Raw genomic sequence first — 12,428 nt, 5'->3', positions numbered from 1 at the left:
AAACAGGGTGTTTAATGGCTTCGGATAACAAGGTGGAACGGCTGCAGCAAAAACGGAAAAATGCCCAGAAAGGGGGCGGGGAAAAACGGATTCAGAAGCAGCATGACAAGGGCAAGCTCACCGCCCGTGAGCGTATCGATTTGCTTTTGGATGAAGGCACGTTCGAGGAGTTGGATCCCTTTGTGACCCACCGGAGCCAAAAATTCGGTCTGGAGGAGAAGAAAATTGCTGGTGACGGGGTCGTGACGGGCTTTGGTAAGATTCACGGCCGACCGATCTATGTCTTCAGTCAGGATTTTACGGTCATGGGGGGCTCCCTTTCCGAAACTCATGCCGAGAAGATCTGCAAGGTGATGGACCTGGCGATGAAAAACGGGGTGCCGATCATCGGGCTGAACGATTCGGGGGGGGCACGAATACAGGAAGGGGTGGCTTCGCTGGGAGGGTATGCCGAGGTATTCTGGCGTAACAGCATGGCTTCGGGTGTGGTGCCCCAGCTGTCGGCTGTCATGGGCCCCTGTGCGGGCGGAGCGGTATACAGCCCGGCGCTGACCGATTTTATCTTTATGGTCAAAAATACCAGCTATATGTTCGTAACCGGACCGAATGTGGTCAAGACGGTCACCCATGAGGAGGTCACCTCTGAAGAACTGGGCGGGGCCAGTGCACACAGTACCAAATCCGGGGTTGCGCATTTTTCTGAAGATAATGATGCCATCTGTCTGAAGCAGATGCGGGAGCTGTTGACCTATATTCCGCAGAACTGTGAAGAGAAGGCTCCGCGCAAAGAACCCAGGGCCCCTGATTCGGCGAAGGCACAGAAACTGGACGATATTGTGCCAGACAGTCCCAACAAGCCGTATGACATCAAGAATGTAATTACCGGCATTGTCGACAAGGGCTCTTTTATGGAGGTACATGAGCATTATGCAGAAAATATTGTGGTAGGCTTTGCACGCATTGACGGGCGGAGTGTGGGAATTGTTGCCAATCAACCGCTGGCCTTGGCCGGTGTGCTCGATATTGATGCTTCGCTGAAAGGGGCTCGCTTTGTCCGTTTTTGCGATGCTTTTAATATTCCCCTCCTTACCTTTGAGGATGTTCCGGGCTTCTTGCCGGGCACTGACCAGGAATGGGGGGGGATCATCAAGCACGGAGCCAAATTACTTTATGCATTCTGTGAGGCGACCGTGCCCAAGATGACGGTGATCACCCGGAAAGCCTATGGCGGAGCCTATGATGTGATGAATTCCAAGCATATCCGTGCCGATTACAATGTAGCCTGGCCCACAGCAGAAATTGCGGTGATGGGCCCCAAGGGAGCTGTGGAAATCATATTTCGCAAGGAGATTGCCGCTGCAGATGATCCTGAAGCCCGGGAGCAGGAACTTATCGAATATTACAAGGAGGAATTTGCCCATCCCTACAAGGCTGCAGAGCGGGGGTTTATTGATAACGTCATCCTGCCGAGTGAGACGCGGGAGAAGCTGATACACGCCCTGGAAATCAGCGAAGACAAAGTGGATCAGATTCCACAGAAAAAGCATGACAACCTGCCGCTATAGTAATGGAAAAGAAGAATTATTTTTCTAGCTAAACCGTTCTGTGATCAGGTGCCAGCTATATACTTAGGCTAGCCGACTCGTCCGTGCGGATTATGTGCAAAGCACTTTTGTACAGATGTGTGCTGTCAAGAATATGATCAGCCCGGGTTTTGTTATAATAAAAGATCATCTAACTCAAATTCTAAATCCCCGTTTCATCTGATGGATCTATTCAATGAAAAATCGAATACCGGCCGGGACCAAAAGGCGGATTACGTGAATCCACACGAGCCCCTGGCAACACGTATGCGTCCCCATTCCCTGGAGGAATTTGTGGGACAGAAGCATATTGTGGGGGAAGGCAAGATGCTGCGGCGAATGATTGAGTCGGGGGTTATCGGATCGCTAATCTTCTATGGACCACCCAGTTCGGGCAAGACTACACTTGCTCATGTCATCTCCCGTGAGATTAATGCCCAGTTTGTGGTGCTTAATGCGGTGCTGGACGGGATCAAGGATCTGAGACAGGTGGTGGCAAAGGCTGAGAAGATTCAACAGATGAACGGGCAAAAGACCATTCTTTTCGTGGATGAGATCCATCGCTGGAACAAGGCCCAGCAGGATGCCCTGCTTCCACACCTGGAGTCGGGGGTCATCACGCTGATTGGGGCAACCACGGAAAATCCCTTTTATACGATGGTGAGTCCCTTGTTGTCGCGATGCCAGCTTTTTGAGCTCTATGATCTGACCAGGGATCATGTGCTTTCGATGATAGACCGGGCGCTGGCAGAAGAGCAGCGGGGGTTGGGAAAAAAGCAAGTCGAGGTCAGCCAGCCGGCCCGGAATCACCTGGCCGAATTTGCTGCGGGTGACATCAGGAATGCATTGAATGCCCTCGAAGTGGCTGTGCTATCAAGCGATACCAATGAGGATGGTGTGATCCGCATCGATTTGGATATCGCAAAAGAGTGCATCCAGAAGCGGAGCGTACGCTACGACGGGACCGGGGATGAACATTACCATTTTGCCTCGGCATTTATTAAGTCCATGCGCGGATCTGATCCTGATGCGGCTCTTTACTGGATGGCGAGTATGCTGGAGGGAGGGGAAGACCCGAACTTCCTGTTCAGGCGAATGCTGATATTGGCTTCCGAGGATGTGGGCCTGGCCGACCCGCACGCCCTGTCGGTGGTGAATGCAGCACACGATGCTTTTACGAAGTGCGGAATGCCCGAGGGCCTTTATTTTCTGGCTCATGCTTGTATTTACCTGTCCCTTGCTCCCAAAAGCAACAGTACAGGGGCGATCTTTTCGGTTCAGAGTGAAGTTCGGAATAACGGTACTGGTCCGGTGCCGGCCCATCTTCGTGACAAGACGGCCAACTCCAAGCAGTCGCGGTACCTGGGGGTGGAGAATGCATCCGACGACTATGTCTATCCCCACTCCCATGATTATCACTGGGCCCCGCAGCAGTATCTGCCGGAAGAGGTCCGGGAAAAAAGCTGGTATGAACCGGGGAATATCGGTCGCGAGAATAAGCTCTGGACCAGGCTGCAGAAGATCAGAGAAGCTTATGAGAATAGCCGAAAAAAGTAGGCCAGACCCTGTCAGAAGCCTGGCCAGGAAAGTATAGTTTTGCCTTATTACCGGGGATCCAACGGTATGTCGATTTTCTTGTCTTTTACCAGTGCAAGTTCCTGTTCGAGATCGAGATCCAGCATTTTACGGGCATCGTTGACACCAAAGAAATCGGGATAGGCGGAAGTACCGTGTTCGTTTTGGTCAAGACCGTTGAGTTCCTCAGCTTCAGATACACGCAACCCAATAAGACGGTCGGCCATTTTGCATACGCTCCATGTTGTGGCGGAGGTCCAGGCAAAGATGGCTGCAATTCCCAGGGCCTGAACCAGAAGCTGAACAGCGGATCCACCGAACAGTAAGCCGGTAAATGAGCTGCTGTAGGGGGGCTGAGCGAAGAGGGCTACCGCCAGTGTGCCCCACACTCCCGCAAATCCGTGTACCGGAATGGCCCCTACCGGATCATCAATACCTTGCCTCTCGAGCAGTCGTGTTCCGAAGAACATGATCATGCCGCCTGCCAGGCCGATAACAAGGGAGGAAGCAGGGGAAACAACGGAAGCCCCGGCCGTGATGGCAACCAGCCCTGCCAGCGCCCCGTTGAGCGTGTAACCGAGATCGGGTTTGCCCACACGGGACCAGGCGGTGATCATCGCTGCCAGGGCACCCCCAGCGGCGGAAAGAGTCGTTGTGACGGCAATACGAGCCAGGGAGACATCGGCACCATGCGTGCTTCCGGCATTGAAACCAAACCAGCCAAGCCACAGAATGAAGATTCCCAGCGTACCAAGGGCCATGCTGTGACCGGCAATCGCATTGACTTTTCCGTTGGAGAACCTTCCTATGCGGGGGCCCAGGATATAGGTGCCCGCCAGCCCCGCCCAGGCTCCCACCCCGTGAACAACCGTGGATCCGGCAAAATCATAGAATCCCAGCTCGGCAAGCCAGCCGGAACCCCAGACCCAGTGCCCGACGACCGGGTAGATTAGTGCCGTGATGCAAACGGTGATTAAAAGATAGCCGGCAAAGGTGGTCCGTTCGGCCAGGGCGCCGGAAACGATGGTGGCAGCCGTGGCGGCAAACATGGCCTGGAAAAACCAATCAGCATACATCCATGCATCAAGGGTGCCATCGGATTTTATGGCATCGGAAAGAAAAAAATTGCTGAATCCGAACAGCCCCGAAATGTCAGTGCCATACATAAGGGCGAAGCCGACGGCCCAGAAGACAATGGAACCGAGCGCAAGGTCCATCATATTTTTCATCATGATATTGGCAACATTCTTGGCCCGGGTGAAGCCGGTTTCAACAAGAGCAAATCCTGCTTGCATGAAAAAGACCAGGAAACCGGCCATGGTAATCCAGAGAAAATCGGCAAAGCTCTTATTCGGGGATGGATCAAGGGCTGCTGCTGAAACCAGGGCCGTTTCATCTCCGGCAAGCATAAGCCCGGGAAGAAAAAGGATGAAGGCCCCCAGTACAATAGAAGTTTTAACAGAACGGTTCATTGACAGTATAAAGTTAGGATAAGGAGTCGTATTCGCTTTGGATATTAATTAATTTTATTAATAAATAAAAATAAATAAGATTAAAGATATTGTTTTGATAAATAAATAATGTTCTGATGGCAAATGGTGCAATATTGCTAAGCTTTTGTCATCATATGTATTATTTTATGCAGAAATGGTATCTTTCGTCCATCTTAAAACAGATCACTTGGCTATAGATGATTGATTTACGAATTATCAGTGGTACAGATCGCCCCAACTCGAATGCGCTCCGGGTATCGCGCTACCTTCAGAAAAAATACGGACAGGAAGGGGTGAAAGCTGAAATTATTGATCTGCAGGAGTTCCCGATTGAGCAGGTGAGGGGAGGAAGATACGGAGAGAAGCTGCCCGAAGTGGATGCTTTTGTTGACCAGGCGGTGCAGGCCGACGGGCTGGTATTTGTTTGCCCCGAATATAACGGCGGGTACCCCGGGATCCTTAAGCTTTTTATCGATTATTTTCCATTTCCCAAAAGCCTGCACAAAAAGCCGGTGGCCCTGGTGGGCGAAGCAAATGGTGCTTTTGGGGCACTCAGGGCGGTGGAACAGTTGCAGCAAGTGGTTGGATATCGGAACGCGCATGTATTCCCGGAACGCGTATTCATTCCGCGGATCAACAAAAATTTTGATGATGAAAAGGGGATCAGGGACGCCTTTCAGCAGGAGTTGCTGGAATCACAGATTAAACATTTCATCCCCTTTGTATGCGACTTTAAGGAAGGGGGTATTCCTACGGAAGGATGAACTTACATCATCGGCCTGCAACCTTTTTGGATGCTTCTTTTCAGCCCATTTTCAACATATAACCCACCCCGTGCAGGGTAACCAGGTATTTGGGATCGTCGGGATGCCGTTCCACTTTGGAGCGGAGCTTTGAGATATGCACATCCACCGTTCGCGTATTGGTACTGAATTCGTAACGCCAGACGTTTTCCAGCAGGGCATCCCGGGATACCGGCTCGTTGGCGTGAGCTGCAAGGTAGCGGATAAGCTCCACCTCGCGCGTGGTCAGTTCCATCTGGCCCCGGTCCGGATGTTCGGCACGTGCATTTTTCAGGTCAATATGGATATCGCCCAGATCCAGCTTATTTACGGGTTTGGACTTGGCGTAATGATCGGAGCGGCGCAGACGGGCCTGGATACGGGCCAGCAGTTCTTTTACCCCAAAAGGCTTGGTCATATAGTCGTCGGCCCCGATATTCAGGCCGGTCACCTTGTCGATTTCCTGGTCCCGGGCGGTCAGCATGATGATAGGAAAGGTATAGTTCATCGAACGCACTTTTTTACAGACATCATATCCGCTCATGCCGGGCAGCATCAGGTCCAGAATCATCAGGTCCAGGTCTTCATTTTTGACAATTTCCACCGCTTCATCTCCCTTCTCTGCTATAAAGGTCTCATAGCCTTCGTTTTCAAGGGTATCCTCAAGGGTAAAAACAAGACTGGGTTCATCTTCTACGATGATGATTTTCTTTGCGTCAGCTGGCATACTTTTCTGATTCTTTTGTTAAAGAGGGAGGGGCGCCGGATGAAGATTCTTTCCCGGGGGGGACTTTGACCAGGACGGGAAATGTGACTTCAAACACTGAGCCTTCACCCACGGTGCTGTCTACGGAAATGGTTCCCCCATTCAGTTCAACCAGGTTTTTTACGATCGAAAGTCCGAGTCCATGGCCCTTTGTCTGAGCTGTCAGGGTATCCTCGCCCCGGTAGAACTTGTCAAAAATCTGGCTTTTGACTTTCTTCGACATCCCAATGCCGTGATCTTCTACTTTAAGGCTGATATGTTCTTCGTCCGCCTCAAGGAAAATACCGAGGTACTGTTCACCATTGCTGTATTTCATGGCGTTTTCAACCAGGTTGCTGATAATGGTATCAAAGCTGTCGGTATCCACCATTGCCACCGGAACATCATCGGCGATAGCGGTTTCAAGCGTAAAGTCTCGTCCCTTGATGATAGGCTCCTGTTCGTCGATATAGTTGTGTACCAGCTGGCCCAGATGTACCGGCTTGGGTTCGATAAGGGATTGACCGGCGTCAGCCTTGGCAACGTCAAGCAGTTTTTCAATCATTTTTCGCAGCCGTACGGCCTCATTGTAGATATGGGTGCCATAATTTTTAAGTCTGCTTTGGTCTTTGACCCGTCCATCAGAGAGATTTTCTCCGGCCGCCTGCATCACGGCCAGCGGCGTTTTCAGTTCGTGAGTCACATTGGCAAGGAACCCGGCCTGCCGTTCGGCCAGCGCCCGTTCTTTCTGGGCAGAGATAAACATAAAAACAAGGGAGCCAAGCAGCAGTAGTACCGCCGCACCGAGTACAACCAGATTCTTGAACAGGGAAGAGTTGGAAGCCTCTATCGTCGGGGTGTTGGTAAAGGAAACTTCCAGCTTCCAGTTGTCAAAAAAATCGGGAAAGCGCTGTTTAAACTGTATCTTGTCGCGATCGTAGGGCACATCCGGGTTGCTGCTGGCAATAATTCGATTGTTGGTCCAGTCGCGCAGCCATACGTTCATACCCGACTCGCCGGGATCTCCGAAGCGTTTAACCAGTTCGCTGGGCAAAAAATGATTTTGAAGATAGTCTTGGTTCAGCGGCATGGTCAGGTAGCCAAAAATGGTATGTTCGGAGGGATCGATAAAAACAATGGTGATACTTTGGTTGGTATCGAAGATAACCTTGTTGTTGTACTTGTGATCCTGCACCAGGGCCTTTACCTGGGTACGAGCAGTACCCATGCCGTCGCAGACGATCGCCGGGTAGTCATCTTCCCATAGAAGTTCGTCCCTTTCCTTGTGATATTTCAGGATCGAGCGGCCTTCCCCGCAGTTTTTCAGGCTTGCAGGGATAAAATAAATATCATTAAAGATGGAATCGGTAGCTGCTTGCGCAATTCGTTTTTTAATGGGTTTGGTGAACTGGTTGTTCTGCTGGAACTGTGATTTAAGCCGCTCCATACTGGTGGAACTCAAGCCCCAGAAGGGTTTGAAAAACCGATAGCGAACCCGGTCGGAGAATTCAGCTACCTGTAGTTTTTTGGGCTGACGGTCGACCTGAATGGTGCTCTCATGGAGCTCGTAAAGGGAGTATACATTCATACTCGTGAGGCCCAGAATTGCTATCACCCCGGCAGCCAATAAAATCCAGCGTAAGGAACCGTAACGTTTCATAACACCCTATTTTTCATAGTTGATCGTATAAAAATAAGCATCAAATTATACAAAGTTTAGGGCTTAACATTTTTTTGCACTTGTAGCTACCAGTACTGGCTTTTTCCCGGACGATACGGATGCTGCTTCATCAATAAGGGAAAAACAGGCAGAATATTGTGTAACACCGTTGTACCGGCTGCCGATCCCAATGTATGAAAACAGGATTAACTTCCTGGTAATGGTTTCTTTCAGCTCAATGGCCAGGGATGTTCGTCAAAACGTACTGCTTGTCACGGTCTTTAATCAGGCGCCCGGATTGGGCATGCCTGGAATGATAAAACAGCAGGATGGCCTGCTCCTGATAGACTTTTCTGAGAAGCCGAATTTTTTCCTGTTTAGCCTGGATGGGGTCATAGTCAAAGCGGTGGGTATCATAATGATTAAGGCGCAGGGAGGAGGGGATCAGTTCTCCCGGGTAGCACGCATGTTCTCCTTCGCTTTGCATGAATACGATGTGATGACCGGGGGTATGTCCCCCCGTTTGAACAAGCGTGATGCCTTCAAGAACATCCGTGGTCTCACCGCTTAGCAATTGCACCCGCCGGTCTGCCATCAACCGGTAAAATTCGTCCAGCTGATACCCTGCGCCGGGTAGAGAAGGACTGCCGGTAGCCGTGGAAAGTGCATAGGCCCATTCCTCTTTGTGAAGATAATAAGTGGCATTGGGGAAAGTAGCCCGGGTTACAGAATCACGATCGGTGAATGAACAGCCCAATGCATGGTCGTAATGCAGATGGCTGAGAATGACGTGCGTAATATCCTCCGGACTCAGCCCGAAGATCGCCAGGTTGGTCCGGACGTTCGATACGCCCGTATAGCTGCTGCCCGCATCCAGTCCCCATCCAAGGCCGGCATCAAGAAGAATGTTGTTCTCATCCTGCTGAACAAGAACAGGGTTGATGCCTGTGATGGCAGAGTGGCTGCCTGCGCTCTCCGCCGGGTTAGCCTCACCCAGGGAACGGTTGATGTGGCCGTCGTTAAAAATCTCGAATTTACCTTCACTTAGTAATTCTATGTTCAATGATCCGATTTTCATGGGCAGCTACTGAATGTTGATATCGAATGGAAAAAGGGTAAGGGCACGACGCTGTTGGAAAAGCGACAGATCCCGTCGCAGTTCCTGAGGCCTCAAAAAGGAAGGCCAGCTGCTGTCTACAAGGGCTTTGATCTGAGAATTGGCAGAGCCCATCAACAGTTCATAAAACGACTTGGGCTTTGGATATTTTTCAACCCGGTATTGGCTGATACCGGCTTTCTCTCCGGCAATGCTGATGGCCTCGCCCAGCCCGCCGAGCACGTCAACAAGTCCATTCTCATGAGCCGCGGCCCCTGTCCATACGCGTCCCTGTCCCAGGCTGTCGGCCTGTTCGATACTCATGTTGCGGTTTTCCGCCGCCTTGGTAATAAATGTTTGGTAAAACTGATCCACGAATAACTGTAAGGCCTGTTCTTCGTCCGGCGTCAGGCTGCGGTTCTGGGAAAGCCAGTCGGCATGTTCATGGGTCTTGACCTCGTCAAAGGTCAGTCCCAGCTTGTCATTGAAGAGCTGCTTGGCGTTGAATTTGGTTGCAAAAACGCCGATAGAACCTGTGACAGTCGTTGGCTCGGCAACAATGGAATCAGCGGCCATGGAAATATAATATCCGCCCGAAGCGGCCACGCGCCCCATTGATACGATAACCGGCATCTGTTCTTTGAGTTCCTGTACTTTCCGCCAGATTAAATCGGAGGTGCTGCCCGCACCACCGGGACTGTTGACGCGGAGGACCAGCGCTTTAATATCGTCATCTTCCGTTATTTTCTTTAGCTGCTCATCAATAAAGTCGGCCGTGATTAGCTGCTGTTCATTAAAGGGCGAGGTTGAGTTGACATCGGGCATGATTGGCCCCCTGGCATAGAGGACCGCAATTTTATCAGAGGCAGAAGGGGGCGTAAGACCAGCTGATTCGGAAGAGACATTGGCATACCGACGGTTGGACACCGTTTTCAGCGATGCATCCTCTTCGACTCCAACACGCTGCCTGATCAAATCCTCCAGCTGATCGGCATACAAGAGGGAGTCAACCAGATGTTCATCATAGGCGAATTTCGAGGTGAGCCGGGGTTGCCCGTTCATAAGTGCGTCCAGCTCTTCAGCGGTACGGCCGCTCTTTTCGCTCACAGCACTCATAAATGTCCGGTGAACCTCATCCAGCAGCTGGGTGAGCTGATATTCGTTTTCATCGGACAGGTCTCTGCGGTAATAAGGTTCTACCGCTCCCTTGTATTTTCCGTGGCGGGTTACTTCAGCTTCAACGCCCAGTTTTTCTAACAGTCCGTCATAGAACATGACCTGGCTGTAGAAACCATCAAACTCGAAGAAGGTTTCCGGTGCGGAGAAAATAGAGTCTGCTGCAGTTGCTAAAAAGTACCCTTTTTCATTATAGCCAATATCGCCGGTGTTTGCATAGACAAACTTATCGGAACTGTCGCGGAAGGCACTGATCATCCGGTGAGCCTCCTGCAGGTTCGCCCATCCCTCACTGATGAAGTCAATCTGCAGCCATACTCCCCTGATATTGTCGTGAACCCGTGCTTTAGCCAGATTTTCTTTCAATGTTTCCAGCGACACCTTATCATTGCTGCTCTGGTTGAATACTTCCTCCCAGGGGCTGGTAACCGAGCGGTCGGGCAGGGCCCCGCGCAAACCAATCTTGAGAACAGAGTTGTTTTGCACGTATGGTTCGGGCTGCCGGGAGCTGCTGGAAATGGTAACGACCAGGATAATTAGCAGGAGACCTGCCGCCAAAAAAAATCCCACCATAGTGGCGATGAGTGTTTTAAAAAAATTCATAAGTGCTTGGATTGGATCAGTGATTTCAAAATTAAAAGATCGTGAATTTTGTAAGTTGTAGGATACGAAAAATCTGTAATAATGTTAGAAACTGAAATGGGGTCATAATGAGCAGACAAGATGTGGTTGTGGTGGGATCGGGACACAATGGGTTGGTTACAGCCTGTTATCTTGCCAGGGAGGGGTACAGGGTCACAGTGCTGGAACGGCGCGAGATGCTGGGTGGAGCAGTGGCAACAGAAACGATGTTTCGTTCGGGGCAGTATCCCCGTGGTTTTCGCGTGGATGTGGGATCGTCGGTTCATATCATGATCCATCAGACCGGCATTCTCGAGGAATTGGAGTTGAAAAAGTATGGTTTGGAGTATATCAGTATGGATCCGATGATGTCGTATCCGGTGCCGGACGGCAAGGGGGTCATCCACTTCTTCAAAGATCTGGATCGAACCCTGGAATCCATAGCTGAGGTAGCCCCGGAGGATGTGGGAAACTACCGGGAGTTTATCCATTTTTGGGAGCGGGTTAACAAAGGGGTTCTCAAGGCTTTCATGGTGCCGCCCAGTGGAAAAAACCTGTTCGTGGAGCTCGCCAAAGGGCAGATGCGTGACGGCACGATGTTCAAGAAGGGGGAACAAACCAGCGGATTGCAGAAAATTCTGAGCAGCTACGGCAAAGTGGTGGATGATGCGTTTGAAAGTCCCTACATGAAAGCAGCGCTTACCTGGTTTGCGGCCCAGTCGGGCCCCACGCCTGATCATCCGGCCACTGGTGATTTTGCGGGCTGGCAGTCGATGTTGCATCAAAGCGGGGCCAAGCATCCCCGTGGGGGCAGCGGCATGCTCACCCAGGCTCTTGCACGTTGCCTGGAGTCTCATGGTGGAACTGTAGTTACCGGAACGCCAGTCCGGCAAATTCTGGTTGAAGAGGGCAAAGCAGTGGGCGTCCGAACCGAGGAACGAGAGTATCGTGCCGGAATTGTGATTTCCAATGCACATGTGCAAACAACAATGATGGGACTGGTAGGCAGAGATCATCTGCCTGCGAGTACCTATAGGAAAATTGAAAATATTAACGTGGGAAATGGCTTTGGCATGGTAATTCGGTGCGCGGTGGAAGAGTTGCCACGCTATGAGGCCTGCCCTGATGATGCCTATGTCCACAACGGGATGCAGTTGCTGGCTCCCTCGGTGGCGTATATGAATAATGCTATTGGCGATTATCTCAAAAAGCGACCGCCGGAGGATCCGGCCGTTCTGGCTATGACATTTTCAAAGATTGACCCGGAGGTTGCCCCGAGCGGGGGACACACCCTGTATGCCTGGGCCCAGTGGCATCCATATGCATTGCAGGACAACTTGCACTGGGACAATATCCGGGAGCGGGAGGCGCAAAAGATTTATGATGTGGTCTGCCGTTATGCCCCCAATATGAAGGGGAAGCTGATCGACTGGTACATTCAGTCACCGTTGGATATCGAGCGCAAGCACGCCATGCCCCGCGGGAATGTTATGCATGTGGAGATGAGCTTTGATCAGATGTTCATGTTTCGGCCGATTCCCGAGATGAGTGAGTACAAGACACCCATTGAACATTTATACCTGTCATCCGCTTCCTGTCATCCGGGAGGGGGGGTATTTGGAGCAGCGGGCTATAATGCCGCCCGTGTCATATTGAAAGATTTCGGACAAACACCCTGGTTTAAATTTTAATCGATG

9 protein-coding genes are annotated in these 12,428 nt (G+C 51.1%); 4 read left to right on the top strand and 5 right to left on the bottom strand.

Annotated elements, in window-relative coordinates; all coding sequences use genetic code 11:
- Positions 1–14 precede the first annotated feature (14 nt).
- Both FN808_RS13190 and FN808_RS13185 read left to right on the top strand, forming a co-directional pair.
- Positions 15–1,565, top strand: coding sequence for an acyl-CoA carboxylase subunit beta (locus FN808_RS13190; protein ID WP_142715078.1), 1,551 nt, complete (start codon positions 15–17; stop codon positions 1,563–1,565).
- A gap of 201 nt (positions 1,566–1,766) precedes the next feature.
- Positions 1,767–3,140, top strand: coding sequence for a replication-associated recombination protein A (locus tag FN808_RS13185; protein WP_185958403.1), 1,374 nt, complete (start codon positions 1,767–1,769; stop codon positions 3,138–3,140).
- 47 nt (positions 3,141–3,187) lie between these two features.
- Here FN808_RS13185 and FN808_RS13180 read toward each other — a convergent pair whose 3' ends face one another.
- Positions 3,188–4,630 (bottom strand): ammonium transporter, encoded by a 1,443-nt coding sequence (locus tag FN808_RS13180; protein ID WP_142715077.1) that lies wholly within the window; start codon positions 4,628–4,630, stop codon positions 3,188–3,190.
- Positions 4,631–4,848: 218 nt separating this feature from the next.
- Here FN808_RS13180 and FN808_RS13175 point away from each other — a divergent pair, with 218 nt between their 5' ends.
- On the top strand, positions 4,849–5,415 hold the full coding sequence (locus FN808_RS13175; protein ID WP_246068359.1) for an NADPH-dependent FMN reductase: 567 nt from the start codon (positions 4,849–4,851) through the stop codon (positions 5,413–5,415).
- A gap of 40 nt (positions 5,416–5,455) precedes the next feature.
- On the opposite strand, the gene FN808_RS13170 is transcribed toward FN808_RS13175, so the two are convergent.
- The 4 genes from FN808_RS13170 to sppA all read right to left on the bottom strand — a co-directional run bounded on the left by FN808_RS13170 (position 5,456) and on the right by sppA (position 10,713).
- Positions 5,456–6,160, bottom strand: coding sequence for a response regulator transcription factor (locus tag FN808_RS13170; protein ID WP_142715076.1), 705 nt, complete (start codon positions 6,158–6,160; stop codon positions 5,456–5,458).
- Positions 6,150–7,838, bottom strand: coding sequence for a sensor histidine kinase (locus FN808_RS13165; RefSeq protein ID WP_142715075.1), 1,689 nt, complete (start codon positions 7,836–7,838; stop codon positions 6,150–6,152). Before FN808_RS13165 ends, FN808_RS13170 begins: the two co-directional genes overlap by 11 nt.
- A 235-nt stretch (positions 7,839–8,073) precedes the next feature.
- Complete coding sequence (locus FN808_RS13160) at positions 8,074–8,916, bottom strand: MBL fold metallo-hydrolase (RefSeq protein ID WP_142715074.1); 843 nt, start codon at positions 8,914–8,916, stop codon at positions 8,074–8,076.
- A gap of 6 nt (positions 8,917–8,922) precedes the next feature.
- Positions 8,923–10,713 carry a signal peptide peptidase SppA gene (gene sppA / locus FN808_RS13155; RefSeq protein ID WP_142715073.1) on the bottom strand — a complete coding sequence of 597 codons (1,791 nt, stop codon included), beginning with the start codon at positions 10,711–10,713 and terminating at the stop codon, positions 8,923–8,925.
- Positions 10,714–10,820: 107 nt separating this feature from the next.
- On the opposite strand from sppA, the gene FN808_RS13150 reads away from it, so the two are divergent.
- Positions 10,821–12,422: a phytoene desaturase family protein gene (locus FN808_RS13150; protein ID WP_142715072.1), complete on the top strand. Its 1,602-nt coding sequence runs from the start codon at positions 10,821–10,823 to the stop codon at positions 12,420–12,422.
- The last annotated feature ends 6 nt before the right edge of the window (positions 12,423–12,428 follow it).

It is taken from the genome of Fodinibius sediminis (assembly GCF_900182555.1).
In the GTDB taxonomy this organism is placed as follows: Bacteria; Bacteroidota; Rhodothermia; order Balneolales; family Balneolaceae; genus Fodinibius; species Fodinibius sediminis.
The sequence above is the reverse complement of the archived record's forward strand: the minus strand, read 5'-3'. Positions and strand labels throughout refer to the sequence as shown.

What these genes read in the sequence shown, in the direction of transcription:
- FN808_RS13180 (WP_142715077.1), bottom strand. Translation starts at nt 4,630, where the DNA reads ATGAACCGTTCTGTTAAAACTTCTATTGTACTGGGGGCCTTCATCCTT.
- FN808_RS13170 (WP_142715076.1), bottom strand. Translation starts at nt 6,160, where the DNA reads ATGCCAGCTGACGCAAAGAAAATCATCATCGTAGAAGATGAACCCAGT.
- FN808_RS13160 (WP_142715074.1), bottom strand. Translation starts at nt 8,916, where the DNA reads ATGAAAATCGGATCATTGAACATAGAATTACTAAGTGAAGGTAAATTC.
- FN808_RS13185 (WP_185958403.1), top strand. Translation starts at nt 1,767, where the DNA reads ATGGATCTATTCAATGAAAAATCGAATACCGGCCGGGACCAAAAGGCG.
- sppA (WP_142715073.1), bottom strand. Translation starts at nt 10,713, where the DNA reads ATGAATTTTTTTAAAACACTCATCGCCACTATGGTGGGATTTTTTTTG.
- FN808_RS13165 (WP_142715075.1), bottom strand. Translation starts at nt 7,838, where the DNA reads ATGAAACGTTACGGTTCCTTACGCTGGATTTTATTGGCTGCCGGGGTG.
- FN808_RS13190 (WP_142715078.1), top strand. Translation starts at nt 15, where the DNA reads ATGGCTTCGGATAACAAGGTGGAACGGCTGCAGCAAAAACGGAAAAAT.
- FN808_RS13175 (WP_246068359.1), top strand. Translation starts at nt 4,849, where the DNA reads ATGATTGATTTACGAATTATCAGTGGTACAGATCGCCCCAACTCGAAT.
- FN808_RS13150 (WP_142715072.1), top strand. Translation starts at nt 10,821, where the DNA reads ATGAGCAGACAAGATGTGGTTGTGGTGGGATCGGGACACAATGGGTTG.